Raw genomic sequence first — 25,615 nt, 5'->3', positions numbered from 1 at the left:
GGCCACGAAAAACGGCCCGGGATCGCTCCCGGGCCGTTCTCTGGCTCACAGACTGGAAGAGCCGCTTAGTTCTCGACCTTCTCGGCCTCCGCGTCGACCGCGATGACCTCCGGCAGCGGCTCCATCGCCTCTTCGCGGCTGGCCGCCAGGGCCTCGTCGCGCTTGGTGGCGATGCGCTGCAGGTTGCGCAGGTAGGAACCGGTGCCGGCCGGGATCAGACGGCCCACGATCACGTTCTCCTTCAGGCCTTCCAGGGTGTCGTTCTTGCCCTGGACGGACGCTTCGGTGAGGACGCGGGTGGTTTCCTGGAACGACGCCGCCGAGATGAAGCTGCGGGTCTGCAGCGACGCCTTGGTGATGCCGAGCAGGACCGGCTGGGTGATCGCAAGGCGACCGCCGCGAGCTTCCGCCTTGGCGTTCTCCTCGTTGATCTCCGTCATATCCAGGTGATCGCCCTTGAGCAGGCCGGTGTCGCCCGGCTCGAGGATTTCACCCTTCTGCAGCATCTGACGAACGATCGTCTCGATGTGCTTGTCGTTGATCGGCACGCCTTGCAGTCGATAGACGTCCTGGATCTCGTCCACGAGGAACTCGGCCAGGGCCTCGATGCCCAGGATGCGCAGGATGTCGTGCGGATCCGGGTTGCCGTCGATCAGGTACTCGCCCTTGCGGATGACGTCGCCGTCGTGGACCGCAATGTGCTTGCCCTTCGGGATCAGGAACTCGACCGGTTCGCCACCATCCTCGGGGGTGATCTTGATCCGGCGCTTGTTCTTGTAGTCCCGACCGAATTCGACGCGGCCGTCCATCTCGGCGATGACCGCGCAGTCCTTCGGACGACGAGCCTCGAAGAGTTCGGCGACGCGCGGCAGACCGCCGGTGATGTCGCGGGTCTTGGCGCTTTCCGTCGAGACGCGGGCCAGGACTTCGCCCGGCTTGATCTCGTCGCCGTCGCCGACCGAGAGAATGGCGCCGACCGGCAGCAGGTACCGGGCTTCACCGCCGTTTGAGATGCGCTTGTAGGCGCCATCGGCGTCCAACACGGCCATGGCCGGACGCAGATCGCCGCCCTTGGTCGAAGCGCGCCAGTCGATGACCACGCGGTTCGAGATGCCGGTCGCTTCGTCGGCTTCCTCGCGGACCGAGACGTTCTCGACCAGGTCCTCGAAGCGGACGCGGCCGCCCACTTCCGAGATGATCGGGTTCGAGTAGGGGTCCCATTCGGCTAGGCGCTGGCCGCGCTTGACCTTGTCGCCGTCCTTGACCTTCAGGCGCGTCCCGTACGGCGGCTTGTAGGACTCGCGGTCCTTGCCATCGACCTGCACGATGATCTGCAGGTTGCGGCTCAGCACCACGAAGTCGCCGTCCGGAGCCTGGACGGTCATGCCGCCCACGATCCGCGCCACGCCTTCGTTGCCCGTCTCGAAGAACGACTGTTCGGCCACCTGGGCCGTACCGCCGATGTGGAAGGTCCGCATGGTCAGCTGGGTGCCCGGCTCGCCGATGGATTGGGCGGCGATGACGCCGACCGCTTCACCGATGTTCACCGGAGTACCGCGGGCCAGGTCGCGGCCGTAGCAGGCGCCGCAGACGCCGACCTTGGCTTCGCAGGTCAGGACCGAGCGAACCTTGATCGACTGGACGCCAGCGGCCTCGACGATGTCGCACATGTTCTCGTCGAGATAGGTGTCGGCCGGCACGATGACTTCGCCAGTGCCCGGGTCCTTGACGTCCTCGGCCGCGAAGCGGCCCAGGACACGGGTGCCCAGCGAGACCAGGACGTCGCCGCCCTCGACCACGGCCCGCAGGGTGATGCCCCGGGTCGTGCCGCAGTCTTCCTCGTTGATGATGCAGTCCTGCGCCACGTCGACCAGACGACGCGTCAGATAGCCGGAGTTGGCGGTCTTCAGCGCGGTGTCGGCCAGGCCTTTACGGGCGCCGTGGGTGGAGTTGAAGTACTCCTGGACGGACAGGCCTTCCTTGAAGTTCGAGATGATGGGCGTCTCGATGATCTCGCCGGACGGCTTGGCCATCAGGCCGCGCATCCCGCCGAGCTGCTTCATCTGGGCTTGCGAACCGCGGGCGCCGGAGTTGGCCATCATGAAGATCGAGTTGATCTCCTTTTCGCGGCCGGTCTCGTCCTTCTCCGAGGTCGAGATCTCCAACATCATCTCGTCGGCGACGCGGTCGGTGGCCTTGGCCCACGCGTCGACGACCTTGTTGTACTTCTCGCCCTTGGTGATCAGGCCGTCGGCGTACTGTTGCTCGTACTCCTCGACCAGCTTGCGGGTCTGTTCGACGATCGGCTTCTTCCGCTCGGGGATGATGATGTCATCCTTGCCGAAGGAGATGCCGGCCTTGGCCGCTTCCTTGAAGCCCAGCGCCATGATCTGGTCGGCGAAGATGACCGTCGCCTTCTGACCGCAGTGCCGGTAGACGGCGTCGATCAGGTTGCCGATCTCCTTCTTGGTCAGGTTCTTTTCCAGCAGACGGTGGCCAATGGCCGGGTTCTGCGGGAACAGCGCCGCGATCTTCATCCGGCCCGGCGTCGTATCGATCACCTTGCGGACCAGCTCGCCTTCCGCGTTCATCTCGGTGTGGCGGGCTTTGATCTTGGTGTGCAGCGTCACGACGCGAGCGTCGAGCGCGGCGTCGATTTCGCCCAGGTCGGCGAACAGCTTGCCCTCGCCCGGCTCCTTATCCTTGGCCAGCGACAGGTAGTAGAGGCCAAGCACGATGTCCTGCGACGGCACGATGATCGGGCGGCCGTTGGCGGGCGACAGGATGTTGTTCGTCGACATCATCAGGACGCGCGCCTCCAGCTGGGCCTCGAGGCTCAGCGGGACGTGCACGGCCATCTGGTCGCCGTCGAAGTCAGCGTTGAACGCGGCGCAGACCAGCGGGTGCAGCTGGATAGCCTTGCCCTCGATCAGCTTCGGCTCGAACGCCTGGATGCCCAGACGGTGAAGCGTCGGGGCGCGGTTCAGCAGAACCGGGTGCTCGCGGATCACCTCGTCCAGGATGTCCCAGACAGCCGGCTGCTCACGCTCGACCATGCGCTTGGATTGCTTGACGGTGCCCGACAGGCCCTTGGCGTCCAGGCGCGCATAGATGAACGGCTTGAACAGCTCGAGCGCCATCTTCTTCGGCAGGCCGCACTCGTGCAGCTTCAGCTCCGGACCGACGACGATGACCGAACGGCCCGAATAGTCGACGCGCTTGCCGAGCAGGTTCTGGCGGAAGCGGCCTTGCTTGCCCTTCAGCATGTCGGCGAGCGACTTCAGCGGACGCTTGTTGGCGCCGGTGATGACGCGGCCGCGGCGGCCGTTGTCGAACAGGGCGTCCACGGCTTCCTGCAGCATCCGCTTTTCGTTGCGGATGATGATGTCCGGGGCGCGCAGCTCGATGAGGCGCTTCAGGCGGTTGTTCCGGTTGATGACCCGGCGATACAGGTCATTCAGGTCGGAGGTCGCGAAGCGGCCGCCGTCCAGCGGCACCAGCGGGCGCAGTTCCGGCGGGATCACCGGCACGACCGACAGGATCATCCACTCGGCCTTGTTGCCGCTCTCGATGAAGCTCTCGATGAGCTTCAGACGCTTGGACGTCTTCTTGAGCTTCATTTCCGAGGTGATGGTGAGGAGTTCCTCACGCAGACGGTCGGCTTCCTTCGGAAGGTCGATCGCCTTGAGCAGGCCCTGGACCGCCTCGGCGCCGATTTCGGCGGTGAAGCTGTCGTCGCCGTACTCTTCCTGGGCGCGCATGTAGTCGTCTTCCGACAGCAGCTGGTGCTGCTTCAGAGGCGTCAGGCCCGGCTCGGTGACGATGTAGTACTCAAAGTACAGGACGCGCTCGATGTCCTTCAGCGCCATATCGAGCATCATCGAGATGCGGCTCGGCAGCGACTTCAGGAACCAGATGTGGGCGACCGGCGAGGCCAGCTCGATGTGGCCCATCCGCTCGCGGCGAACGCGCGCGAGAGTGACCTCGACGCCGCACTTCTCGCAGATGATGCCCTTGTACTTCATGCGCTTGTACTTGCCGCACAGGCATTCGTAGTCCTTGGTCGGGCCAAAGATACGGGCGCAGAACAGGCCATCACGCTCCGGCTTGAAGGTCCGGTAGTTGATGGTCTCGGGCTTCTTGATCTCGCCGAACGACCACGAGCGGATCTTTTCCGGCGAGGCCAGGGCGATACGGATGCGGTCGAAGGTCGGAGCGGCCTGGACCGGATTGAAGATATTCAGGACTTCCTGGTTCATCGATTTTCCAGTTCGTCAGTATTTCCAGAGGCGATGGGGAGAAGCTGACGGCCCCTCCCCTCGCACATGCGGCGAAGTCGAAGTTCGGCCTTAGCCGTTCTCCAGCTCCACATTCAGACCCAGCGAGCGCATTTCCTTGACGAGCACGTTGAAGCTCTCGGGGATGCCGGCTTCGAAGGTGTCGTCGCCGCGGACGATGGACTCGTAGACCTTGGTCCGGCCGGCCACGTCGTCGGACTTCACCGTCAGCATTTCCTGCAGGGTGTAGGCCGCGCCGTAGGCTTCCAGAGCCCACACTTCCATTTCCCCGAAGCGCTGACCGCCGAACTGCGCCTTACCGCCCAGCGGCTGCTGGGTGACGAGCGAGTACGGGCCGATCGAGCGGGCGTGGATCTTGTCGTCGACCAGGTGGTGCAGTTTCAGCATGTAGATGTAGCCGACCGTGACCGGACGCTTGAACTGCTCGCCGGTCTGGCCGTCGTACAGGATCGACTGACCCGAACGCGCCAGGCCCGCCGACTCGAGCAGGTTCTCGATGTCGTCGATGTGGGCGCCGTCGAAGACCGGGGTCGCATAGGGCACGCCCTTGCTGAGGTTCTTCGCCAGTTCGATCAGTTCTTCCGTCGTCTCGGGAAGCTCCTGGTCCGGACCGTAGATCTGACGCAGGTGATCGATCAGGGCCTGCTTCTGGCCGCCGTTCTGCCAAGCCTCCAGCAGGTCGGCGATCTGCTTGCCGAGGCCCGCAGCCGCCCACCCAAGGTGGGTTTCGAAGATCTGGCCGACGTTCATCCGCGACGGCACGCCCAGCGGGTTCAGCACGATGTCCACGTGCTGGCCGCTTTCCAGGTAGGGCATGTCCTCGATCGGCAGGATCTTGGAGATGACCCCCTTGTTGCCGTGACGGCCGGCCATCTTGTCGCCCGGCTGAAGCTTGCGCTTCACGGCCACGAAGACCTTGACCATCTTCATAACGCCCGGGGGCAGTTCGTCGCCGCGCTGCAGCTTGTCGACCTTGTCCTCGAAGCGACGGTCGAGACGCTTGCGGGCCTCGTCGAACTGACGGCGCATAGCCTCCAGCTCGCCCATCGCCTTCTCGTCGTCCATGGCGATCTGCCACCACAGGCCCGGCGCGATTTCTTCCAGCTTGTCAGCGGTGATCTCGCCGCGGCCCAGGCCCTTGGGGCCCGAGACGGCGGTCTTGCCGATCAGCAGCTCGCGCAGACGGACGGTCATGTTGCGGTTCAGGATCGCGAATTCGTCGTCGCGGTCCTTGCCCAGACGGTCGATCTCGGCGCGCTCGATGGCCATCGCGCGCTCGTCCTTGTCCACACCGTGACGGTTGAAGACGCGGACTTCCACGATCGTGCCGGCCACGCCCGGCGGCAGGCGCAGCGACGTGTCGCGCACGTCCGAGGCCTTTTCACCGAAGATGGCGCGCAGCAGCTTTTCTTCCGGCGTCATCGGGCTTTCGCCCTTCGGCGTGACCTTGCCGACCAGGATGTCGCCCGGCTGGACTTCGGCGCCGATCGCCACGATGCCCGCTTCGTCGAGGTTGCGCAGGGCTTCCTCGCCGACGTTCGGGATGTCGCGGGTGATTTCTTCCGGACCCAGCTTGGTGTCCCGGGCCATCACCTCGAACTCCTCGAGGTGGATCGAGGTGAAGATGTCGTCGCGAACGATGCGCTCCGAGATCAGGATCGAGTCCTCGAAGTTGTAGCCGTTCCACGGCATGAACGCGACGAGGGTGTTGCGGCCCAGCGCCAGTTCGCCCAGCTCGGTCGAGGGACCGTCGGCGATGACGTCGCCCGAAGCCACCTTGTCGCCCACGCGAACCAGCGGACGCTGGTTGATGCAGGTCGAGGTGTTCGAGCGCTGGAACTTCTGCAGGCGGTAGATGTCGACGCCGGCCTTGGTCGGGTCGGTCTCTTCCGTGGCGCGGATGACGATCCGGGTGCCGTCGATCTGTTCGACCACGCCGGTGCGGCGGGCGACCACGACAGCGCCGGAGTCGACGGCCACGATCGCTTCCATGCCAGTGCCGACCAGCGGCGCATCCGATTGGATGAGCGGCACGGCCTGCTTCTGCATGTTCGAGCCCATGAGGGCGCGGTTGGCGTCATCGTTTTCGAGGAACGGGATCAGCGAAGCGGCGACCGAGACGACCTGCTTGGGCGACACGTCCATCAGGTCGACGGTGTCCTTCGGCAGCAGCGAAGGTTCGCCGTTGATCCGCCCGGGGACCAGGTCCTCGACGATCTCGCCGCCCTTCAGCTTGATGTTGGCCTGCGCGATGACGTGCTTGGCCTCTTCCATCGCCGACATGTAGACGACTTCGTCGGTCGTCTTGCCGTCCTTGATGCGACGGTAGGGGCTCTCGATGAAGCCGTACTTGTTGACCACGGCGTGCGTGGCCAGCGAGTTGATCAGGCCGATGTTCGGGCCTTCCGGCGTTTCAATCGGGCAGATCCGGCCATAGTGGGTCGGGTGCACGTCGCGGACTTCAAAGCCGGCGCGCTCGCGGGTCAGACCGCCCGGGCCAAGCGCCGACAGACGGCGCTTGTGGGTGATTTCCGACAGCGGGTTGGTTTGGTCCATGAACTGCGAGAGCTGCGAGGATCCGAAGAACTCGCGAACGGCGGCGGCCGCCGGCTTCGCGTTGATCAGGTCGTGCGGCATGACCGTGTCGATATCGACCGAGCTCATGCGTTCCTTGATGGCGCGCTCCATCCGGAGCAGGCCGACGCGGTACTGGTTTTCGAGCAGTTCGCCGACCGAACGGACCCGGCGGTTGCCGAGGTTGTCGATGTCGTCGATTTCGCCCTTGCCGTCGCGCAGGCCCACCAGGGTCTGCAGGACCGCCAGCACGTCTTCCTTGCGCAGGATGCGCACGTCGTCGGGGCAATCCAGTTCCAGGCGCATGTTCATCTTCACGCGGCCGACCGAGCTCAGATCGTAGCGCTCGCTGTCGAAGAACAGCGACTTGAACATGGCTTCGGCGGCTTCCACCGTCGGCGGCTCGCCCGGACGCATGACGCGATAGATGTCGAACAGCGCGTCTTCACGGCTGTTGTTCTTATCCACGCGCAGGGTGTTGCGGATGTAGGCGCCGACCGTGGCTTCGTCGACGTCGAGGATGTCGAGCTTGTCGAAGCCTTGCTCTTCGAGCGCGGCCAGCAGCGCCGCGTCCAGCTCGTCGCCGGCTTCGGCATAGATTTCGCCCGTCTCGAAGTTGACCAGGTCGCCGGCCAGATAGCGCCCGTTGAGCGCCTCGGGGGCCAGCAGCAGGGTCTTCAGACCCGCGTCGGCGAACTTCTTGGCGTTGCGGGCCGAGATCTTCTGGCCGGCCGGGGCCACTTCTTCACCGGTGTCGGCGTCGATCAGGGCGTAGTCCGGCTTCGCGCCGCGCCAGCGCTCGGCCTTGTAGGGGGCGGCCCAGCCGGTCCCGCGCTTCTCGTAGGTGACGGTGTCGTAGAACGTCGAGAGGATTTCCTCGCCGTCCATGCCCAGCCCCATCAGGAAGGTCGTGGCCGGCAGCTTACGGCGACGGTCGATACGGACGTAGACAATGTCCTTGGCGTCGAACTCGAAGTCGAGCCACGAGCCGCGGTACGGGATCACGCGGGCCGCGAACAGCAGCTTGCCCGACGCGTGGGTCTTGCCCTTGTCGTGGTCGAAGAACACGCCCGGCGAACGGTGCATCTGCGAGACGATGACCCGCTGCGTGCCGTTGACGATGAACGTGCCCTTCTCGGTCATGAGCGGGATGTCGCCCATGTAGACGTCCTGCTCCTTGATGTCCTTCACGGAGCGGGCGCCGGTCTCTTCATCGGTTTCGAACACGATGAGGCGCAGCTTGACCTTCAGCGGCGCGGCATAGGTCATGTCCCGCTGGACGCATTCCTCGACGTCGTACTTCGGCTCTTCGAACTCGTACGAAACGTATTCCAGCACGGCGCGCTCGTTGAAGTCCTTGATCGGGAAGACCGACCGGAAGACCGCTTCGACACCCTCTTCGCGGCGGTCGCCAGCGCGGGTTTCACGTTGCAGGAACTGTTCGTAGGAGGAGCGCTGAACCTCGATGAGGTTCGGCATTTGCACGGCTTCGGGGATGCGGCCGAAAGATTTCCGGATCCGCTTCTTTCCAGTGAAGGATTGCGCCATTTTGTTCCCTTGAGCGACGCCCGGAACGGTTTCCGTGCGCCAGGTCGTGTTGTCCTGCGTCCACCCTCGAACGCCCTTGCGGGCGCCGGACGCTGGAAGCCCCTGTTTCGCCAGGGGCGCTCCCTCGCATGGCCGGAGGGCGGCGGGCCATGCCTCGGAGCGTGCGCGCGTGAAATATCGCCTGAGCGGCGAATCCTAAATTTCGCGAAGAGAGCCAGATAGGCGTTTTATGCGGCGAAGGGAACCCCCTTTCCACATGAAAATGGAACGGCGTGGGCAATCGACTCCACGCCGCTCCATCTTGGTCGGACCCGGGCGTCTCCCGGGGACATCCTTGGATCTCTCGTTAGCTGCCGGACGTCAACCGGTGAGCCAGCCGGCAGGTTCCCGATCCACAGAAAACGTCGCCCGGGGAGCGCAAGGCGCCGGCCGCCGCCGCACAAACTGGCAGCAGCAATCTCAGCGAGCGCCAACACTTTGATTTTCTTGCCCATTGTCCGAATCCGCCGAAAGCTTGACGGCAGCTTTGCGCGGCATGGCGCGTTTAAAGCTGCAAGGAGGGCGACAGATGGCCGTCAGCGCCGACTTCGAACGCCAACTCGCCGGATACGGCCTCACCACAGCCGAGATCCTCTATCGAATGCCCGACCACCCCGCCCTGCTCCAGACCTATCTCTGGCAGGAGTATGATCTCTACCCGCAGTTCCCGAACCTGCACCGGTTCCTGGATTTCTGGAGCCACCAGCTGGACGGCGTGCTGCACACCATCACCGTCGCCCACCGCGAGTTGATCCGCCCGGCCCAATTCCGCATCGCGCAGGACGCCTGCAAGCTTCACTAAGGGCACAAAGAAAACGACCCCGGAGATCGCTCTCCGGGGCCGCTCGAAAGACGCAGAAACTGCGCGCCGCCTTTCTCGAGAGAAAGGCGCCAGAAAGAAACTAGCGCGCGACGATCGCCAGAACCCGGTATCGGGCCCCGACCGTCGCGCTCCAGCTTACTTCACTTGGACGGTGGCGCCGGCTTCTTCGAGCTTCTTCTTCACTTCTTCAGCGACTTGCTTCGAGACGTTCTCGACGACGTTCTGCGGAGCGCCTTCGACCAGGTCCTTGGCTTCCTTCAGGCCGAGGTCCGGACGGACGCCGCGGACTTCCTTGATCACGTTGATCTTCTTGTCGCCACCGGCGGTCAGAACAACGGTGAACTCGGTTTGCTCTTCGGCGGCTTCGGCCGGAGCGGCAGCGCCGCCAACGGCGGCGACGGCGACCGGAGCAGCGGCCGAAACGCCCCACTTTTCTTCCAGCAGCTTCGAGAGTTCAGCGGCTTCCAGAACGGTCAGGGTCGACAGTTCTTCGACGATCTTTTCAAGCTTCGACATAGTTTAGGTCCTTACGGAAATAGAGGTTGTGTTCGGGAATGACGATCAGGCGGCGTCTTTGGCGGCATAAGCGCCCATGACGCGAGCCAGCTGACCGGCCGGAGCCTGCAGGACGCCGGCGACCTTGGTGGCCGGGGCTTGCAGAAGGCCGATGATCTTGCCGCGGAGCTGGTCCAGCGAAGGCAGGGTCGCCAGGGCGGCGACAGCCTTTTGGTCCAAGACCTCGGTCCCCATGAACCCGCCGACGATGGCGAACTTGTCGTTCCCCTTGGCGAATTCAGCAGTGACCTTGGCGGCGGTGACGGGATCCGGCGCATAGGCGATGGCGACCGGGCCGGTGAACAGGGCGTCGCCCGCTTCACCGATCGAGCCGTCCAGGGCCTTTTGAGCCAGGGTGTTCTTCACCACCTTCAGCGCGGCGCCTTCCTTGCGGAGGCGGAGGCGAAGATCAGTCATTTCCGCAACGGTCAGACCCAGGTTGTGGGTCACGACCACGGCGCCGGCGCCTTCGAAGACGCCCTTAAGCGTCTCGATCGACTCCTGCTTTTGAGCGCGGTCCATTGCGGTCTCCATACTCAGATAGGTCGGCGGACGATTCCGACGACCTCAGCAGACGACCCATGCGAAGGCGAACCCGCGCGCGGATCGTTTAGGCCTGTCCTTTTCCGGAGAAGTCGCAGGTCACGCGCCCATCGAAAGCCGATGGCCGGCGAAACCTCATCTTCCCGTCTCCCTATGGCCGAGGAAGGGCTCTTCCTCGTGTCACGGTTCCAGGCGGCCCCTGGATCCCCACAGTTCTTGGACAGGATGGAAGGGAGAACCCTTCCGTCCCCGTCGCCCCTTGCGAGACGACGAAACTCTTGAAGGCGCGGCTCTTACACCGATCGCCGCCGATTGACAACCGTGAGGCCTAGCGCGGCCGGGTGGCGATCACCGCTGTGGTCAGCATCACCGCATAGGCCCACAGCACGAAGGCCCCGAACAACGGCGCGTGGTCGGGCGGGAAGTTCGGCAGCACATGGGAGAAGAGCACCGTCACCCCGGCGTCCAGAACCATCTGCGGCGCGACAAAGGAGGCCAGAGCCGCCATCCGGTGCCGCTGCTCGATCTTTCGCAGGAACAGCAGCGTCGCGATCACCAACCCGGAGCCGGAGATCAATCCCGTGATCAGCAACGTCCAGGCCGGCCGATCGACCCAGGCGCTGGGCAGCAGCCGCAGGATCAGCGTCGACACCGCCCAGACGAACGTGCCGCGCGCCGCGAACCAGGCGTAGAGATGCAGCGCGCCCTTGCTCTGTGCCTCCGCCACGTCTTCGGTCGCCAGTCCCGCCAACTCGACCTTCTCCATCGGCGCGCCCTCAGTCGCTGACCGAAAGCGTTTCGAAGACCCGAGCGGTGACCATGCCGTCCTCCGTCCTTGCGTTCCGGCGGAGCTTAGCCGGGCCGTGCGGGAAGGAAAGACCTCAGCCGGTCCACTGCGCCGGGCGCTTCTCCATCCAGGCCTTCACCCCTTCCTTGTAGTCGGGGTCCTTGATCATCGCCTCCAGCAACCGCTCGGCCTCGCCGACGGCGCCGGCCGCGTCGCGATGCAGGTCGCGATAGACCTGCCGCTTGCTCTCGCGCGCCGAGCCTGGCGCGACATTCGCCGCGATGGCGCGGGCGTATTCAAGCACCGCCGGCATCAGCGCCTCGGCCTCGGTCAGACGGTTGAGGAAGCCCATCGTCGCCGCCTCGTCCGAGGTGAAGGTGCGGCTCGACAGCAGGATGTCGTTGGCGTGGGTCAGGCCGACGATCCGCGGCAGCACCCAGGAGAGGCCGAATTCGGCCGGGAAGTTGAAGCGCCCGTGCGCAGCGGTGAACTTCGCGCCCTTCACGGCGAAGCGCATGTCCGCAAAGGCCGCAAGCACCAGTCCGACACCGGCCGCCGCACCGTTGATCGCCGCGATGATCGGTTTGCCTACCCCGAAGTGATAGGCGAACGCGGCGTCGAAGTTCGGATCGACGCCAAAGCCAGGCCGGGCGATGTCCTCGCTGGTGCCGGGGTCATAGCGGCCCTTTTCCGAATGGCCTTCCAGCGCCCCGAGGTCGGCGCCGGCGCAGAACGCCTGCCCCTCCGGATCGCCGGTCACCACGATCACCCTGACGGCCTTGTCGGCGTCCGCCCGCTCCAGCAGCCAGCGGTACTCGGTGTGCATTCGCCCGGTCCAGGCGTTGCGCCGTTTCGGCCGGCTCAAGGTGACGACGGCCACGCCGCCCTCGACGATCTCGTAGCGCGTTGTCTTCAGTTCCATGGAGGTCCTCCCAAACCTCGTCCGGGCCCGCGGTCTTCGCCGCCTAGGCCGCTTCGAACACCGCCGCGATCCCCTGCCCGCCGCCGATGCACATGGTCTCCAGGCCATAGCGCCCGCCGCGACGCTTCAGCTCGTGCAGCAGGTTGGCCAGGATCCGGCCGCCGGTCGCGCCGATCGGGTGACCGAGAGAGATGCCCGAACCGTTCACGTTCAGCCGGTCGCGCTCATCCCAGCCCCAGCCCTTCAGCACGGCCAGGACCTGCGGGGCGAACGCCTCGTTCAGTTCGACCAGGTCGATGTCGTCCCAGCCCATGCCGGTGCGGGCGAACAGCCGCTCGACGGCCGGCACCGGGCCGATGCCCATTCGCGAGGGCTCGCAGCCCGCGGCCGCCCAGCCGACGAACCAGCCCATCGGCTCCAGGCCCAGTTCGGCGAGCTTGTCCTCGGCGACGATCAGGCAGGCCGCCGCCGCGTCGTTCTGCTGGCTGGCGTTGCCGGCCGTGACCACCCCGCCCTTCTCCAGCGGCTTCAGCGCCGCCAGGCTCTCGACCGTCGCGTCGGCGCGCACGCCCTCGTCCTTGGCGAACAGCAGCGGATCGCCCTTCTTCTGCTTGACCGGCACGGGGACCAGTTCGTCGTCGAACTTGCCGGCGGCCCAGGCCGCGGCCGCGCGCTGGTGGCTCATGGCCGCGTACTCGTCGCATTCCTCGCGGCTGATCTGGTAGTCGCGGGCGAGGTTCTCGGCGGTTTCGATCATGCCGCTGATGACGCCGAAGCGTTCGACCGGCTGGCTCATCACCCGGCCGCGGGCCAGGCGGTCGTGCATGGTCACCGAACCGGCCCGCGCCCCGCCGCGCATGTCGGTGCTGTAGTACTCGACATTGCTCATGCTCTCGACGCCGCCGGCGACGACCACGTCGGCCGCTCCGGTCTGGACCATCATCGCCGCATCGACCACGGCCTGCAGGCCCGAGCCGCAGCGTCGGTCGAGCTGATAGCCCGGCACGGTGATCGGCAGGCCGGCGGCCAGGGCGGACCAGCGGGCGATGCAGGGCGCTTCGCCGTTGGCGTACCCCTGGGCGAAGATCACGTCGTCGATCTTCTCCGGGTTGATGCCGCTGCGCTCCACCAGCGCCTTGAGGATGACGGCGCCGAGGTCTCCAGCGGTGACGCTGGACAGGCCGCCCAGGAACTTGCCGACCGGCGTGCGGACGGGGGAGACGATGGCGGCGCGTTTCATGGGCGTTTCCTCGATCGACGTATGCATCGTCAGTGGCGAGGGACGCCGCCGCGGTCAAGCGCGACCGGGCCACGAAAAAGGGAGCGGCCTTGCGACCGCTCCCCTTCGAAGTTCTGCCGATGTGGCGGGCGCTTAGGCGCCGACCGAACCGGTGTCCACCTTGAAGCCCGGGCCCATCGTCGACGACAGGCTGATCTTCTTGATGTAGGTGCCCTTGGCGCCCGACGGCTTGGCCTTGTTCAGCGCGTCCACGAGAGCGCGGACGTTGATGAGCAGGGCTTCATCCGAGAACGAGGCCTTGCCGATGCCGGCGTGGATGATGCCGGTCTTCTCGGTGCGGAACTCGATGGCGCCGCCTTTGGCGTCCTTCACGGCTTGACCGACGTTCGGGGTCACGGTGCCGACGCGCGGGTTCGGCATCAGGCCGCGCGGGCCGAGCACCTTACCCAGACGGCCGACGAGGGCCATCATGTCCGGCGTCGCGATGACGCGATCGAAGTCCATGAAGCCGCCTTGGATGCGCTCCACCAGCTCTTCGGCGCCGACGATGTCGGCTCCGGCGGCGGTGGCTTCAGCAGCTTTGGCGTCCTTGGCGATGACGGCGACGCGAACGTCGCGGCCGGTGCCCGAGGGCAGGCTCACCACGCCGCGGACCTGTTGGTCGGCGTGGCGCGGGTCGACGCCCAGGTTGACGGCGATTTCGATCGACTCGTCGAACTTGGCCTTGGCGTTGGCCTTGACCAGCGAGACGGCGGCTTCGACAGCGTGGCTGGCGTTACGGTCGCCGGTCCAGGCTTGAATGCGCTTGGGTTGCTTAGCCATGTGATCAGGCCTCCACGATTTCGAGGCCCATCGAGCGCGCGGAGCCCTCGATGATCTTGGCGGCGGCTTCAACGTCGTTGGCGTTGAGGTCCTTCATCTTCTTCTCGGCGATTTCACGCAGCTGGGTGCGCGAGATCGAGCCGGCGTTCTCACGGCCCGGAGCCTTCGAACCCGACTTCAGGCTGAGCGCCTGCTTGATGAAGTGGGTCGCCGGCGGGGTCTTCGTGATGAAGGTGAAGGACTTGTCCTGATAGACCGTGATCACGGTCGGCAGGGGCGTACCCTTCGGTTCCTTCTCGGTGCGGGCGTTGAACTCTTTGCAGAAGCCCATGATGTTGACGCCGCGCTGACCCAGCGCCGGGCCGATCGGCGGCGACGGGGTGGCGGAGCCCGCGGGCACCTGCAGCTTGATATAGCCCAGAATCTTCTTGGCCATTGTTTCTCCTCGTGACCGGGAACCGGTCGGTTGAGCCGTGGTGCGGGGTTAGGTGGCCCTCCCCTCCCACGGATTTGACGCGCTTGCGCGCGGTCCAGACGGTGAGTCACCGACCGGAAGGGCGCGCTCATAGCAGGAGCCGTCGCCCGCCGCAATGGTTTGGCGCAGAACGAAAAAGGGCGGCGCCCGTAAGCGCCGCCCCTTGTTCTTGACCAATCTGGTCGGCTGGGATCAGCCGATCTTCTCGACCTGGCCGTATTCGAGCTCGACCGGCGTGGCGCGGCCGAAGATCGACACGGTGACGCGCAGACGGGCGCGCTCTTCGTCGACATGCTCGACCGAGCCGTTGAAGCTCGCGAACGGACCATCGGTGACGCGGACCTGCTCGCCGATCTCGAAGGAGATGGTCGGCTTCGGCCGCTCCACGCCCTCTTCGATGGCGCCGATGATGCGCGCGACTTCCTTTTCGGACACCGGCATGGGCTTCGAGCCCGAGCCGAGGAAGCCGGTCACCTTCGGGGTGTTCTTGATCAGGTGATAGGCTTCGTCCGTCAGCTCCATCTTCACCAGCACGTAGCCGGGGAAGTACTTGCGTTCGGCGTTGACCTTACGGCCGCGACGGATCTCGACGACTTCCTCGGTCGGAACCAGGATGTCGGAGAAGTTCTCTTCCAGGCCCTGGCTCTTGGCCTGTTCGCGGATCGACTCGGCCACCTTCTTCTCGAAGTTCGAGTAGGCGTGGACGATGTACCACTTGTGGCGCGGGTTCGGGGCGATCGGAGCTTCGGCGTTCATATCTGTCTTCAAGCCCCGTTCGCGAGTTTGAGCACGAGGTTCATGCTCGCGCCCAGTCCAAGGTCGACCACCGCCAGGAACGCACAGGCCAGCACCACCATGATCCCGACCATCACCGAGGTGATCCAGGTCTCCTTGCGGGTGGTCCAGGTGATCTTGCGGCCTTCGGCGCGCACTTCCCGGGCGAACTGGGCCGGGCTGGTGCGCTTCTTCTTGGCCGGCGCATCCTGCGCCAGGGCCGAGGCAGGGGCGATGGCCGCAGCCGTCTTGCTGGCGCGGTTCTTCATCGCTTGCGGGGACGAACCCGGTTTCCTGGCCATCAGGCTCTTACGACTCTCTTCAGTTGGGCGGCGGACGTTCCGCGCCCGGCATACTCATATAGTGGATGGCAGGAGTGGAGGGACTCGAACCCACGACTTTCGGTTTTGGAGACCGACGCTCTACCAGCTGAGCTACACTCCTACACGGCCTGACCTGACCGCTGCAGCCTGCCCTTACTCCGCTTTCGTCTGACCGCAAACCGTTCAAACGCTGGGTTGGTGAACCGTGATCTGAGCACCGTTCGTGCCGCCCCGGGCGGTGTAAAATGACAAACTCCAACGATGTCGGGTAGGACGGAGGCGTATGACGCAAACCGGTTCCCATTTCAAGCCTCTTCGACGCCTCGCGATCGCGGCCTCGATCATTCCTCTGGCGTGGATCGGGACGGCCGAAGCGATCCCCCCGCCCCCACCGCAGGCGCTCTTCCTCGATTGCGCCCGTCAGGTGTTCGCCACCGAGAGCTTCATCTGCCAGAACCCGGCTCTCATCGTGCGCGATGCGGCCCTGCGGGACCTGTACGACAAGGCTCTCGCCCGGCCGGACAGCGATCGCGCGGCGCTGGACCGCCGAGCGCAACCGCTGCGCCTTTCGCGATGACCAGCGGCGCTGCATCGAAGACGCCTACGCCGCCCGCGAGGCGGCGCTGGCCGGCGGATCGTCCGACCTTCTCCCGCGTTCACCAGCGGACGAAGGAGCCCCCATGTCCCCGCAAGGCCAGAATCGCGACGACGCGGCGCGAAACCGCGACGAGAACCTCAAGCCCGGCAGCCCGCCGCGGCCCGCGACCGAACCCAAGGGCGCCGAAGGGTCGGCGCGCAACGCCAAGACGCTGACCGATCCTGCGACCGGCGAGCCTCAGCCTCGCGCGCCGAAGCCCAACTAGGACGCCGGCGCCCCGGCGCACTCCAGGCCGAGGTACTCGACCTCGACGTCCGACAGCTTGATGCCGCACGACCCGACCTCTCCGGCGGCGTGACCGGTCACGGAAATGCCGACCTTGCGCGACAGGTCGACCGCCGGCTTGGCGGCGGCCAGGTCGTAGGACTTCCCGCCCGATTTGATCGTCACGCATCCCGGGGTCGGCCCGGCGACCGGACATCCAACCGCGGTGACCCGCTCGCCCTGCGGCGCAGCCGACGCTTCGGCCTGTCCGCTCCCCTGCCCGCTGCAGGCCCCGCAAAGGACCAGCGCCAGACCGATCACTGAAATACTCGCAAAGGGTACGCGCATGCTGTTTCCATCCCTCCCGCACACGACACGTCCTTTTCGGACAAACTTGACTGTGCGCCTGGGACATTCATGCGGCAATTCAAGAATTTGACGGATGCGTCAAATCCGGAATCAGCAGCTAACTCTTTGATTCAGCGGGCGCCGCCGTCCAGTTCGAAGCTGCGCTCGAGGCCGCCGATACGGTCTTCGACCAGGTTCATCCGCTTTAACGCCAGGTGCGCCGCCCACAGCCCCGCCCGGCCGACGCGCGGCGTGCGCCGCATGTTCGCCACCGGCAGCTTCCAGCGCCGCATCAGCCCGCTGGCGTAGTGCGCCCCGTTCGTGAAGCGCGTGTCCCAGGTCTGGTAGTCGACCGAGAGCGAGACGTTGAACACGCCGAGGTTCTCGATCCGGTGCGGCGCGTGCAAGGGCCAGGTCGCGGCCATGCCGGGATCGAGATCGAACACCTTGGCCCCCGTGTCCCATTCAGGGCGATACGGCAGGTCCTCCGTGGCCTGCTTGAGCATGATGTCTTCCATGCCCCGCTGGGGCATGTGGGCCTCGTCGCTCGGATAGATCCAGATGCGCTTGCGCCCGCGGATGTGGAATAGGCAGACGCCCGGCGCGTCGGCATGGAACGGCACCTTGGCGTTGGGCGCCGACATGATCAGCTGGCCCGTCAGCTGCACCGGCCGGAAGCCCGGCGACTGACGCGAGATGTCGGCGAACGCCGCGCGGATGGCCTCGCCCAGCTCCTCATAGTGGGTCTCGACGCCGCGCAGCTGCAGCCAGACGCGGCCCTGCTTCACGCCCTCCAGCACCTCGGCGCCGGGCAGCCGTCCGCGCGCGCCCGTCTGCATCCGCATTTGCCCGTCGGCGTCGATCTCGAACAGATTGATGTCGAACAGCTCGGCCGGATAACGGTCGAGGACCGCCGCCAGCCGGTCGTCGTCGAACAGGCCCGTCTCGCCCAACCGGTGCGCGAAAGTCATCGGGGTCCGGGCGAAGTCGGCTTTCTGCCGATCGCTCCACGCGCCGACCAGCGGCTTGTCGATGCTCATTGCGATGTCCCTCTACTCGGTCAGCAGACTGACCAGGCTGGCCCCGACGCCGAGGCCGACGCCGACGCCGATCGAGGCGCCGGGGCGCCGCGCGGCGATGGATGTCAGGCTGCGCGAAGCGGCCCCGACGCGCCCGTTCAACTCCGGCTCGCAGGCCGTGATCCGGTCCCAACGTCGGTCGACGCGCTGCCCCGCCTCGCTGAGCGCCTTGCGCAGCAGCGGCGCGCCCGCCAGGGCGATGTCCGCCGTTCGCCGCGCCGCCTCGACGACGCCGCCCTGGGTCACGTCGCCCTCGAACACATGGGCCGCCGGATCGGCGAAATCGCGCTTGTAGCTTTCTCCGGCCGGACCGAAATCAACCACCGTCACCCCGGCGTCGGCCAAGGCGCGAACCGTATCGAGCGTGGCCAGTGATCCTGGAGAATATTTAGCGAATTCCGGATTATAGACCGGAAACCACAGGTGATAGGCGTCGCCCGACAGCAATCCGGCCTCGGCCGCCACAAGCCGCCCGCCGGCGCGCAGCGTCGCAAAGCGCATGCCGAAGTCGGCGTCGCGCCGCTCCATCAGCCGGCGCAGGAAGCGTTGGACCCAGGGGCTGGCGAAGATGTCGTGCTGCCCGGTCCGACGCATCTGCTCGCGCTTCAGGCGCAGGATGAAATCCATCGCCTCCCCAGGCTCGCGCGAGAACTGGAACTCGAGCGTTCCGTGGTCCTCGCTCAGCCTGCGCGCTCGCCGGCGCTTGTCCTTCAGGAAGTCCTTGGCGCGCCGCGTCAGATACCCGTCGAACCCGCGGGACAGGTCGGCGACCATGGCGATGCGGGTGTCGGCCTTTCGCAATCCATGGCCGCCAGCCAGGCCGCTGAACCGGAATCGGCGCGCCCCGAGCGCGGCGACCACGCCGCCTAGATCGATCTTCGCCCCAGCGCGGCTCAGCACCCCATGATAGTCCGTCAGCGGCGCGGCGATCGGCTGGATCAGGCGTCCGCGGCGCTGGAAGGGCAGAAACCCCTCCACGCGGCCTCCACGGGAAATCACGGCGATCTCGGCGCCGGGCGCGGAATCTCCCGCCACCAGGGCGTAGCGGAGGTCGAAGTACGGACTGCGGAAAACCCGGTCGTTCGCGCGGAACTGGTTCCACAGCAGGCGGCACGCCGCATCCAGCTGCGCCGGCTTCAGCGTGTCGATGGCAATTCGCGCGCTCATGCGGCCGCTCCGCCCCCACGCCTGGCGGCGCGCTCCCTTAGGTTGAAGAGCCTAAACCCGGAGCGGTAAACAACGCGTTCTATGCTGGCGCTTCGCCCTGGTGTCTAATGTCTGCGAACGCCGTTCGTGGTCGAACTTGAGAGTTTGGGAAGAGCTTACATGAAGTCATGGATTGCAGCCGCGGCCCTCGCCGTGCTCTGCGGCGCGCCCGCCCAGGCCCAGCAACAAGACCAGCGTTGGGGCGGCGGATGGAGCCAGGCGCCGTCCGGCAGCTATCAGCAGACCTGCCGCGACATCCGCGTCAACGGCGACACCCTGACCGCCAGCTGCCAGGACAGCCGCGGGCGCTGGAGTTACAGCACGCTGAACTTCCGCGACTGCCGCGGCGACATCGGCAACAGCAATGGACGCCTGCTGTGCTCGTGGGGCGGCGGTGGCGGCGGCGGCGGCTGGGGTCAACTCCCCTCGGGCAGCTACCAGCAGACCTGCCGTGATGCTCGCGTCAGCGGCAGCACCCTGACAGCGAGCTGCCGTGACGACCGCGGCCGCTGGAACTACAGCACGCTGAACTTCCGTGACTGTCGCAGCGACATCGGCAATGCCAACGGCCGGCTGGTGTGCGGCTGGAACGGCGGCGGCGGGCCCAACCCGCCGTGGGGCGGCGGCGCCAACAACAGCACCCTGACGCTCTATTCCGCGCCGGACTTCGGTGGTCAGGCCTATCAGGCGAACCGCGAGGTCACCAACCTGCCGCGGCAGTTCAATGACAAGGCCATGAGCCTGCGCATCCAGGGTCGCGGCTCCTGGCAAATCTGCAGTGACAGCGACTTCCGCGGCCGCTGCCAGATCTTCGACCGTGACGTCGGCGACCTGCGCCAGTACGGCCTCGGCGAAGCCGTCACCTCGATGCGGCCGGTCAGCGGCGGCCGCCCCTACTGAGGCGACGCGATCGGCGAACGATCAGGGCCGCCGGGAGCATCCCGGCGGCCCTTTTTCTTGGTCGCGCATCGTGGAAAACGAAAAGGCCGCCGAGGTTTCCCTCGGCGGCCTGATCTTCAGTCTGTCGACTGTGGCGTTAGATCGCTTACTCGACGATCTTGGCCACGACGCCGGCGCCGACGGTCCGGCCGCCTTCGCGAATGGCGAAGCGCAGGCCTTGGTCCATGGCGATCGGGGTGATCAGCTCGACGTCCAGCTCGGCGTTGTCGCCCGGCATGATCATCTCAACGCCTTCGCGCAGCTTGATGATCCCGGTCACGTCCGTGGTGCGGAAGTAGAACTGCGGGCGGTAGTTGGTGAAGAACGGGGTGTGACGGCCGCCTTCTTCCTTGGTCAGGATGTAGGCCTCGGCCACGAACTTCGTGTGCGGGGTGATCGAACCCGGCTTGCAGAGAACCTGGCCGCGCTCGACGTCTTCACGCTTGGTGCCGCGCAGCAGCACGCCCACGTTGTCGCCGGCTTGACCTTGGTCCAGCAGCTTGCGGAACATTTCGACGCCGGTGCAGGTCGTCTTCTGGACCGGACGGATGCCGACGATCTCGACTTCCTCGCCGACCTTCACGATGCCCTTTTCGATCCGGCCGGTGACCACGGTGCCGCGGCCCGAGATCGAGAACACGTCTTCCACCGGCATCAGGAACGGCAGGTCAACCGGACGTTCCGGCTGCGGGATGTAGGCGTCGACCTGGGTCATCAGCTCGAGGATGCGGTCCGCGCCGATTTCCGGGTTGCGGTCTTCGACCGCCGCCAGGGCCGAGCCCTTGACGATCGGAATGTCGTCGCCCGGGAACTGGTAGGACGACAGAAGTTCGCGAACTTCCATCTCGACCAGGTCCAGCAGCTCGGCGTCGTCGACCATGTCGACCTTGTTCATGAACACCACCAGAGCCGGCACGCCGACCTGACGGGCCAGCAGGATGTGCTCGCGGGTCTGCGGCATCGGGCCGTCAGCGGCCGACACCACCAGGATCGCGCCGTCCATCTGCGCCGCGCCCGTGATCATGTTCTTCACGTAGTCGGCGTGGCCGGGGCAGTCGACGTGCGCGTAGTGACGGTTCGCCGTCTCGTATTCCACGTGCGCGGTGTTGATGGTGATGCCGCGGGCCTTCTCTTCCGGCGCAGCGTCGATGTCGGCGTAGTTCATCGCCTTCGCGCCGCCGGTCTTCGCCAGCGTCAGGGTGATCGCAGCCGTCAGCGTCGTCTTGCCATGGTCAACGTGACCAATCGTGCCGATGTTGCAGTGCGGCTTATTGCGTTCGAACTTTTCCTTGGCCATCGGGATCCTGCCGGCGATTGAAATTCAGAAGGTTGGAGCGGGTAGCGGGAATCGAACCCGCATCCTCAGCTTGGAAGGCTGCTGCACTACCATTGTGCTATACCCGCCGCTGAAGGATGCGCGGGGTCGCGCCAGTCTCCTTAAAGTCACGCTCCGAGCGCGTGGTGGGGGAAGCAGGACTCGAACCTGCGAAGGCGTACGCCAGCGGATTTACAGTCCGCCCCCTTTGCCGCTCGGGACATTCCCCCAGCGCGCTCGGAGCCAGATCGGATGCCTGGACACTGCCCCTCGCCTGAGCGAAGAACCCGTCCGGCCCCCGATTTGGAGCGCGTCTTATAGTGTCCTCCCCTCACGAACGCAACGCGCACTCGAAGGGTGCGAAAAAGTTTGGTCAAAGACCCTTCAACCGCAAGCCAGACAACGGTTCTGACGAGTGGTTGTGGGGCTGGCACGCGGTTTCCGCCGCACTTTCCAACCAGAAAAGAAGCGCTCCAGAGCGACTCTTGGCGACTCCCGATCGGGCGAAAGAGCTCGAATCTCGATTCGGCCGCCCCAAGGCGCTCGAGGTCGTAGAGTCGGCGGCCATCGGTCAGATTCTGCCCCAGGGCGCCGTGCACCAGGGCATCGCCCTGCGCATCCCGCCGCTCGAGTCGGTGGCGCTCGAGGACTTCGAGGCCAAGCGCGGCGCGGTGCTCCTGATGCTGGACCAAGTCACCGACCCGCAGAACGTCGGCGCGATCCTCCGCTCGGCCGCCGCATTCGGCGCAGCCGGGGTCATTCTTCAGGACCGCCACGCGCCCAAGCTCACCGGCGCGCTGGCCAAGGCCGCGGTCGGGGCCGTCGACAAGATTCCCACCGCCCATGTCGTCAATCTGTCGCGCGCTTTGGAATCGCTCGCGGACCTGGGCTGGCGCGCGGTCGGGCTGGACGGCCATACCGACACCTATCTGGGCCAGGCGCTGGACGGCGGTCCGACAGTGCTGGTGCTAGGTTCCGAAGGCGAAGGTCTGCGCCGGCTGGTCGCTGAGCACTGTGACGAACTGGCCAAGATCCCTATGCCCGGGGGCTTTGAGAGCCTGAACGTGTCCGCCGCCGCCGCGGTCGCACTGTATGAGGCCAGCCGAACCCGATCCTAGAAAACGACCAACGGTCGCGAAAGTCGCCGCCTACGCAGCTAACCGGTTGCGGACGCGCGGCGGCTGACGCATTCAAGGCGCAATGTTGGAAACTCTCCTCGCCCCAGGCGCCCTCGGCGCGCTCTTCTCCGTCCTGATGATCGACCTGGTGCTGGCCGGGGACAACGCCGTGGCCGTCGGCCTGGCTGCTGCGGGCCTGCCGCCCGAGCAGCGACGCAAGGCGATCCTCTGGGGCTTGGCCGCCGCTGTGACCATGCGGATCGGCTTTGCGCTGATCACGGCCCAGTTGCTCGGCATCGTCGGCCTGCTGTTCGCCGGCGGCCTGCTTCTGCTCTGGGTCTGCTGGAAGATGTGGCGCGAACTGCGCGAGCAGGCCGCCCACGACGAAGCCGTCGCCGGCGCCGTGATGGATTCCGATCCGTCTACAGAGCCCTCTGCCGAAGCGGTCGCCCGCCAGCCGAAGACCTTCCGCGCCGCCTTCATCCAGATTCTGATCGCGGACCTGTCGATGTCGCTCGACAACGTGCTGGCCGTGGCCGGCGCCGCCCGCGAACATCCGGCGATCATGGTCTTCGGCCTGCTGCTCTCGATCGGCCTGATGGGCGTCGCCGCCAGCTACATCGCCCGCCTGCTGCATAAGTACCGCTGGATCGGCTACATCGGCCTGGCCATTGTGCTCTATGTCGCCCTGCACATGATGTGGCAGGGCCACCAGGACATCATCAACGACCTCGGCTACATGCCCTCATACAACGCGGTCATGCCTGACTTCCTGGACATCAAGCCCAAGGTTCCCGCGCACTAGCGGCCTGGGGAGCTTCGAGAAATGACGCCGCCGAGCCTTAGGTTCGGCGGCGTTTTCGTTTCGGCCTAGACCGTCTCGGCGATGCGGCGCGTCGCCTGCGCGATCACCGCCTCGTCGCGGCGATAGAAAGTCCACTGCTTGATGCGCTTGGGGACCACCAGCTTGGCCTGAACCAGCAGGCGCATGTGCTCGCTCAAGGTCGGCGCGCTGACGCCCAGCTTGTCGGCGATGAACACGCCGCAGACCCCATCCTCCACCAGATCGCCATGCACCTGGGGCGGAAAGTGCGCCGTCGGATCCTTGAGCCAATCGAGGATTTGCAGCCGGCGCTCATTGGCCAGGGCGCGTAGCAGGTCTGCGAGCTCCATTTCGGCACTTTGCCAATCGACTAACTTATGTCAAGTCAAGGCTCCCTTCCCGCCTGGACGCGCAATATGGCCAGCTATCCGTTCGTCACCCTCGACGTGTTCACCGACACCCGCTTCGGCGGCAATCCGCTGGCCGTGTTCACCGATGCCCGCGGCCTGACCGACGCGCAGATGCAGTCGCTGGCCGCCGAGATGAACCTCTCGGAGACGACCTTCATCCTGCCGCCGCAGGACCCGGCCAACACCGCCCGCGTGCGCATCTTCAACCGGACGGCCGAAATGCCGTTCGCCGGCCACCCGTCGGTCGGCACCGGCTGGGTGCTGTCGCAGATGGGCAAGGGCCAGGCCCTGCGGCTGGAGGTGCCGGCCGGCATCGTCGAGGTGAGCATCGAGGACGGCGGCGGCGTCATCGCCGCGCCGCAGGCCCTCTCGCTCGGCGTCGAACTGCCGGTCGAACGCATCGCCGCCTGCGCCGGCCTGACGCCCGCCGACATCGTCGTCACTGCGCATCGGCCCGTCGAGGCCAGCGTCGGCGTCACCTTCGTCATCGCCCAGGTCACGCCGGAGGCGCTCGGCCGCGCCGCGCCCGATCTCTCAGCCTTCCGCCAGGCGGCGTTGGACTACCCCGAGTTCGGCGACCGCCTGTCGCTGCACCTCTACGCCGACGACGGCGCCGACAAACTGCGGGCGCGGATGTTCGCGCCGAACTCCGGCACGGTCGAAGACCCGGCCACCGGCAGCGCCAACGCCACCCTGGCCGCCTTGTTGCTCTCGCTCTCGGACGCCCCTGACGGCGCCTGGGACATCGTTCAGGGCGTCGAGATGGGCCGTCCCTCGCGTCTGCGCGCCACCGCCCGCCGCGCAGCCGACGGCGTGCGCGCCACCATCGGCGGCGGCTGCGTGCCGGTGCTGAGCGGCCAAGCCAGCGTCTGATGAACCCGCGCAAGCCCCTCGACCTGTTCGCCTTCAGCGTCATGGTCGCGCTCTGCCTGTGCTGGGGCTTTCAGCAGATCGCCGTGAAGCTGATCGCCGCCGACGTGACCCCGGTGATGCAGACGGCGCTGCGTTCGGGCATGGCGGCCGTCGTGCTCGGCGCCGTCACCCTCCGCAACGAGGGCCGCGGGGCGTTCGCCGACGGCACCCTGCCCGCGGGCCTGCTGGTCGGCCTGCTGTTCGGTCTTGAGTTCCTGTTCATCGCCCAGGGGCTGGTGCTGACCAGCGCCTCGCCCCTGGTCGTCTTCCTCTACAGCGCGCCGATCTTCTCGGCCCTCGGCCTGCACCTGCGGTTCCGCGAGGAGCGCCTGAAGCTGCTGCAGTGGATCGGCGTCGCTGTCGCCTTCGGCGGCATCGCCGTCTCGTTCCTCGGCGCGGGCGAACAGGTCGGCCGCGACATGCTGATCGGCGATGCGATGGGCTTGCTGGCCGGCCTCGCCTGGGGCCTGACCACGGTCGCCATCCGCGGCTCGCGCCTGTCGGACGCTCCAGCCGTGAAGACCCTGTTCTATCAGGTCGCATTCGCCGGGGTGATGCTGCTGGGGATCGCCGCCCTGCGCGGCGAGACCGGAGTCAACCTGACCCCTACCGTGGCCCTGAACCTCGGCTTCCAGACCATCGTCATCACCCTGATCAGCTACGTGATCTGGTTCTGGCTGCTGCGGAAGTACCTGGCCTCGCGGCTGTCGATCCTGTCGTTCCTGACGCCGCTGTTCGGCGTCGTCTTCAGCGTCGTGGTGTTGCACGAGCCGCTGGAGCCGGCCTTCGTCGCCGGCGCGCTGCTGGTTCTGGCCGGGATCAGCCTGGTCAGCGGGTCCGAACTGCTGCGCGACCGCTTCGGCCGCGCAGCCGTCTAGAT

General features: G+C 66.2%; 24 protein-coding genes and 3 tRNA genes. 8 read left to right on the top strand and 19 right to left on the bottom strand.

Going from position 1 to position 25,615, the window contains the following annotated elements; translation table 11 throughout:
• Positions 1–65 precede the first annotated feature (65 nt).
• Together rpoC and rpoB are read right to left on the bottom strand one after the other, a co-directional pair.
• Positions 66–4,259 (bottom strand): DNA-directed RNA polymerase subunit beta', encoded by a 4,194-nt coding sequence (gene rpoC, locus ACSQ2H_RS08485; protein WP_436061000.1) that lies wholly within the window; start codon positions 4,257–4,259, stop codon positions 66–68.
• Between the two features lie 90 nt (positions 4,260–4,349).
• On the bottom strand, positions 4,350–8,420 hold the full coding sequence (rpoB, locus tag ACSQ2H_RS08480; RefSeq protein ID WP_436060999.1) for a DNA-directed RNA polymerase subunit beta: 4,071 nt from the start codon (positions 8,418–8,420) through the stop codon (positions 4,350–4,352).
• A gap of 568 nt (positions 8,421–8,988) precedes the next feature.
• Here rpoB and ACSQ2H_RS08475 point away from each other — a divergent pair.
• Positions 8,989–9,261 (top strand): usg protein, encoded by a 273-nt coding sequence (locus tag ACSQ2H_RS08475; RefSeq protein WP_436060998.1) that lies wholly within the window; start codon positions 8,989–8,991, stop codon positions 9,259–9,261.
• Positions 9,262–9,417: 156 nt separating this feature from the next.
• Here ACSQ2H_RS08475 and rplL read toward each other — a convergent pair whose 3' ends face one another.
• The 10 genes from rplL to ACSQ2H_RS08425 all read right to left on the bottom strand — a co-directional run bounded on the left by rplL (position 9,418) and on the right by ACSQ2H_RS08425 (position 15,844).
• Positions 9,418–9,798 carry a 50S ribosomal protein L7/L12 gene (rplL, locus tag ACSQ2H_RS08470; protein ID WP_312167156.1) on the bottom strand — a complete coding sequence of 127 codons (381 nt, stop codon included), beginning with the start codon at positions 9,796–9,798 and terminating at the stop codon, positions 9,418–9,420.
• Positions 9,799–9,843: 45 nt separating this feature from the next.
• Positions 9,844–10,359: a 50S ribosomal protein L10 gene (gene rplJ / locus ACSQ2H_RS08465; protein WP_436060997.1), complete on the bottom strand. Its 516-nt coding sequence runs from the start codon at positions 10,357–10,359 to the stop codon at positions 9,844–9,846.
• 349 nt (positions 10,360–10,708) lie between these two features.
• Positions 10,709–11,146, bottom strand: a complete 438-nt coding sequence (locus tag ACSQ2H_RS08460; RefSeq protein WP_436060996.1) for a DUF5367 family protein — start codon at positions 11,144–11,146, stop codon at positions 10,709–10,711.
• Positions 11,147–11,261: 115 nt separating this feature from the next.
• Entirely contained in the window at positions 11,262–12,089 is an 828-nt protein-coding gene (locus tag ACSQ2H_RS08455; protein WP_436060995.1) for an enoyl-CoA hydratase-related protein, read from the bottom strand.
• 43 nt (positions 12,090–12,132) lie between these two features.
• A complete protein-coding gene (locus ACSQ2H_RS08450; RefSeq protein ID WP_436060994.1) occupies positions 12,133–13,329 on the bottom strand; it encodes an acetyl-CoA C-acetyltransferase in 1,197 nt (398 codons plus the stop codon).
• A 132-nt stretch (positions 13,330–13,461) separates the two neighbouring features.
• Positions 13,462–14,151, bottom strand: a complete 690-nt coding sequence (gene rplA / locus ACSQ2H_RS08445) for a 50S ribosomal protein L1 (RefSeq protein WP_436060993.1) — start codon at positions 14,149–14,151, stop codon at positions 13,462–13,464.
• Between the two features lie 4 nt (positions 14,152–14,155).
• The gene (rplK, locus tag ACSQ2H_RS08440; protein WP_436060992.1) at positions 14,156–14,587 is read right to left on the bottom strand and encodes a 50S ribosomal protein L11; all 432 of its coding nucleotides are present in this window, start codon (positions 14,585–14,587) and stop codon (positions 14,156–14,158) included.
• Positions 14,588–14,818: 231 nt separating this feature from the next.
• Positions 14,819–15,382, bottom strand: a complete 564-nt coding sequence (nusG, locus tag ACSQ2H_RS08435) for a transcription termination/antitermination protein NusG (RefSeq protein ID WP_436060991.1) — start codon at positions 15,380–15,382, stop codon at positions 14,819–14,821.
• Positions 15,383–15,390: 8 nt separating this feature from the next.
• Positions 15,391–15,702, bottom strand: a complete 312-nt coding sequence (gene secE, locus ACSQ2H_RS08430) for a preprotein translocase subunit SecE (protein WP_436060990.1) — start codon at positions 15,700–15,702, stop codon at positions 15,391–15,393.
• A 66-nt stretch (positions 15,703–15,768) separates the two neighbouring features.
• Positions 15,769–15,844, bottom strand: a tRNA-Trp gene (locus tag ACSQ2H_RS08425).
• Between the two features lie 162 nt (positions 15,845–16,006).
• Here ACSQ2H_RS08425 and ACSQ2H_RS08420 point away from each other — a divergent pair.
• Together ACSQ2H_RS08420 and ACSQ2H_RS08415 are read left to right on the top strand one after the other, a co-directional pair.
• Positions 16,007–16,300: a hypothetical protein gene (locus tag ACSQ2H_RS08420; protein ID WP_436060989.1), complete on the top strand. Its 294-nt coding sequence runs from the start codon at positions 16,007–16,009 to the stop codon at positions 16,298–16,300.
• A 103-nt stretch (positions 16,301–16,403) separates the two neighbouring features.
• Entirely contained in the window at positions 16,404–16,586 is a 183-nt protein-coding gene (locus ACSQ2H_RS08415; protein WP_436060988.1) for a hypothetical protein, read from the top strand.
• Here the strand turns inward: ACSQ2H_RS08415 and ACSQ2H_RS08410 are convergent.
• The 3 genes from ACSQ2H_RS08410 to ACSQ2H_RS08400 form a co-directional block, all read right to left on the bottom strand.
• Complete coding sequence (locus ACSQ2H_RS08410) at positions 16,583–16,771, bottom strand: hypothetical protein (RefSeq protein WP_436060987.1); 189 nt, start codon at positions 16,769–16,771, stop codon at positions 16,583–16,585. The genes ACSQ2H_RS08415 and ACSQ2H_RS08410 overlap by 4 nt on opposite strands.
• Before the next feature lie 293 nt (positions 16,772–17,064).
• Complete coding sequence (locus ACSQ2H_RS08405; protein WP_436060986.1) at positions 17,065–17,973, bottom strand: transcriptional regulator; 909 nt, start codon at positions 17,971–17,973, stop codon at positions 17,065–17,067.
• A 12-nt stretch (positions 17,974–17,985) separates the two neighbouring features.
• A complete protein-coding gene (locus tag ACSQ2H_RS08400) occupies positions 17,986–19,179 on the bottom strand; it encodes a GNAT family N-acetyltransferase (RefSeq protein ID WP_436060985.1) in 1,194 nt (397 codons plus the stop codon).
• Positions 19,180–19,338: 159 nt separating this feature from the next.
• Here ACSQ2H_RS08400 and ACSQ2H_RS08395 point away from each other — a divergent pair, with 159 nt between their 5' ends.
• A complete protein-coding gene (locus tag ACSQ2H_RS08395) occupies positions 19,339–20,118 on the top strand; it encodes a CVNH domain-containing protein (RefSeq protein WP_436060984.1) in 780 nt (259 codons plus the stop codon).
• Between the two features lie 145 nt (positions 20,119–20,263).
• Here ACSQ2H_RS08395 and tuf read toward each other — a convergent pair whose 3' ends face one another.
• From tuf to ACSQ2H_RS08380, 3 genes are all read right to left on the bottom strand, one after another.
• Positions 20,264–21,454, bottom strand: coding sequence for an elongation factor Tu (gene tuf / locus ACSQ2H_RS08390; RefSeq protein WP_436060983.1), 1,191 nt, complete (start codon positions 21,452–21,454; stop codon positions 20,264–20,266).
• 33 nt (positions 21,455–21,487) lie between these two features.
• A tRNA-Gly gene (locus ACSQ2H_RS08385) sits at positions 21,488–21,561 on the bottom strand.
• 55 nt (positions 21,562–21,616) lie between these two features.
• Positions 21,617–21,702, bottom strand: a tRNA-Tyr gene (locus ACSQ2H_RS08380).
• A 90-nt stretch (positions 21,703–21,792) separates the two neighbouring features.
• On the opposite strand from ACSQ2H_RS08380, the gene rlmB reads away from it, so the two are divergent.
• Both rlmB and ACSQ2H_RS08370 read left to right on the top strand, forming a co-directional pair.
• Entirely contained in the window at positions 21,793–22,590 is a 798-nt protein-coding gene (rlmB, locus tag ACSQ2H_RS08375; protein WP_436060982.1) for a 23S rRNA (guanosine(2251)-2'-O)-methyltransferase RlmB, read from the top strand.
• An 82-nt stretch (positions 22,591–22,672) separates the two neighbouring features.
• The gene (locus ACSQ2H_RS08370) at positions 22,673–23,395 is read left to right on the top strand and encodes a TerC family protein (protein ID WP_436060981.1); all 723 of its coding nucleotides are present in this window, start codon (positions 22,673–22,675) and stop codon (positions 23,393–23,395) included.
• 65 nt (positions 23,396–23,460) lie between these two features.
• On the opposite strand, the gene ACSQ2H_RS08365 is transcribed toward ACSQ2H_RS08370, so the two are convergent.
• On the bottom strand, positions 23,461–23,763 hold the full coding sequence (locus ACSQ2H_RS08365; protein ID WP_436060980.1) for an ArsR/SmtB family transcription factor: 303 nt from the start codon (positions 23,761–23,763) through the stop codon (positions 23,461–23,463).
• Between the two features lie 66 nt (positions 23,764–23,829).
• Between ACSQ2H_RS08365 and ACSQ2H_RS08360 the strand changes: the two genes are divergently transcribed.
• Together ACSQ2H_RS08360 and ACSQ2H_RS08355 are read left to right on the top strand one after the other, a co-directional pair.
• Positions 23,830–24,696, top strand: coding sequence for a PhzF family phenazine biosynthesis protein (locus tag ACSQ2H_RS08360; RefSeq protein ID WP_436060979.1), 867 nt, complete (start codon positions 23,830–23,832; stop codon positions 24,694–24,696).
• Complete coding sequence (locus ACSQ2H_RS08355) at positions 24,696–25,613, top strand: DMT family transporter (protein ID WP_436060978.1); 918 nt, start codon at positions 24,696–24,698, stop codon at positions 25,611–25,613. Before ACSQ2H_RS08360 ends, ACSQ2H_RS08355 begins: the two co-directional genes overlap by 1 nt.
• Positions 25,614–25,615: the final 2 nt, after the last annotated feature.

Origin of the sequence: Phenylobacterium sp. LjRoot97, from assembly GCF_964254345.1 — a bacterium.
In the GTDB taxonomy this organism is placed as follows: Bacteria; Pseudomonadota; Alphaproteobacteria; order Caulobacterales; family Caulobacteraceae; genus Phenylobacterium.
Note: the sequence above shows the minus strand (reverse complement) of the source record. Positions and strands in the feature narration are given on the sequence as shown.

What these genes read in the sequence shown, in the direction of transcription:
- rpoC (WP_436061000.1), bottom strand. Translation starts at nt 4,259, where the DNA reads ATGAACCAGGAAGTCCTGAATATCTTCAATCCGGTCCAGGCCGCTCCG.
- rpoB (WP_436060999.1), bottom strand. Translation starts at nt 8,420, where the DNA reads ATGGCGCAATCCTTCACTGGAAAGAAGCGGATCCGGAAATCTTTCGGC.
- ACSQ2H_RS08475 (WP_436060998.1), top strand. Translation starts at nt 8,989, where the DNA reads ATGGCCGTCAGCGCCGACTTCGAACGCCAACTCGCCGGATACGGCCTC.
- rplL (WP_312167156.1), bottom strand. Translation starts at nt 9,798, where the DNA reads ATGTCGAAGCTTGAAAAGATCGTCGAAGAACTGTCGACCCTGACCGTT.
- rplJ (WP_436060997.1), bottom strand. Translation starts at nt 10,359, where the DNA reads ATGGACCGCGCTCAAAAGCAGGAGTCGATCGAGACGCTTAAGGGCGTC.
- ACSQ2H_RS08460 (WP_436060996.1), bottom strand. Translation starts at nt 11,146, where the DNA reads ATGGAGAAGGTCGAGTTGGCGGGACTGGCGACCGAAGACGTGGCGGAG.
- ACSQ2H_RS08455 (WP_436060995.1), bottom strand. Translation starts at nt 12,089, where the DNA reads ATGGAACTGAAGACAACGCGCTACGAGATCGTCGAGGGCGGCGTGGCC.
- ACSQ2H_RS08450 (WP_436060994.1), bottom strand. Translation starts at nt 13,329, where the DNA reads ATGAAACGCGCCGCCATCGTCTCCCCCGTCCGCACGCCGGTCGGCAAG.
- rplA (WP_436060993.1), bottom strand. Translation starts at nt 14,151, where the DNA reads ATGGCTAAGCAACCCAAGCGCATTCAAGCCTGGACCGGCGACCGTAAC.
- rplK (WP_436060992.1), bottom strand. Translation starts at nt 14,587, where the DNA reads ATGGCCAAGAAGATTCTGGGCTATATCAAGCTGCAGGTGCCCGCGGGC.
- nusG (WP_436060991.1), bottom strand. Translation starts at nt 15,382, where the DNA reads ATGAACGCCGAAGCTCCGATCGCCCCGAACCCGCGCCACAAGTGGTAC.
- secE (WP_436060990.1), bottom strand. Translation starts at nt 15,702, where the DNA reads ATGGCCAGGAAACCGGGTTCGTCCCCGCAAGCGATGAAGAACCGCGCC.
- ACSQ2H_RS08420 (WP_436060989.1), top strand. Translation starts at nt 16,007, where the DNA reads ATGACGCAAACCGGTTCCCATTTCAAGCCTCTTCGACGCCTCGCGATC.
- ACSQ2H_RS08415 (WP_436060988.1), top strand. Translation starts at nt 16,404, where the DNA reads ATGTCCCCGCAAGGCCAGAATCGCGACGACGCGGCGCGAAACCGCGAC.
- ACSQ2H_RS08405 (WP_436060986.1), bottom strand. Translation starts at nt 17,973, where the DNA reads ATGAGCATCGACAAGCCGCTGGTCGGCGCGTGGAGCGATCGGCAGAAA.
- ACSQ2H_RS08400 (WP_436060985.1), bottom strand. Translation starts at nt 19,179, where the DNA reads ATGAGCGCGCGAATTGCCATCGACACGCTGAAGCCGGCGCAGCTGGAT.
- ACSQ2H_RS08395 (WP_436060984.1), top strand. Translation starts at nt 19,339, where the DNA reads ATGAAGTCATGGATTGCAGCCGCGGCCCTCGCCGTGCTCTGCGGCGCG.
- tuf (WP_436060983.1), bottom strand. Translation starts at nt 21,454, where the DNA reads ATGGCCAAGGAAAAGTTCGAACGCAATAAGCCGCACTGCAACATCGGC.
- ACSQ2H_RS08370 (WP_436060981.1), top strand. Translation starts at nt 22,673, where the DNA reads ATGTTGGAAACTCTCCTCGCCCCAGGCGCCCTCGGCGCGCTCTTCTCC.
- ACSQ2H_RS08365 (WP_436060980.1), bottom strand. Translation starts at nt 23,763, where the DNA reads ATGGAGCTCGCAGACCTGCTACGCGCCCTGGCCAATGAGCGCCGGCTG.
- ACSQ2H_RS08360 (WP_436060979.1), top strand. Translation starts at nt 23,830, where the DNA reads ATGGCCAGCTATCCGTTCGTCACCCTCGACGTGTTCACCGACACCCGC.
- ACSQ2H_RS08355 (WP_436060978.1), top strand. Translation starts at nt 24,696, where the DNA reads ATGAACCCGCGCAAGCCCCTCGACCTGTTCGCCTTCAGCGTCATGGTC.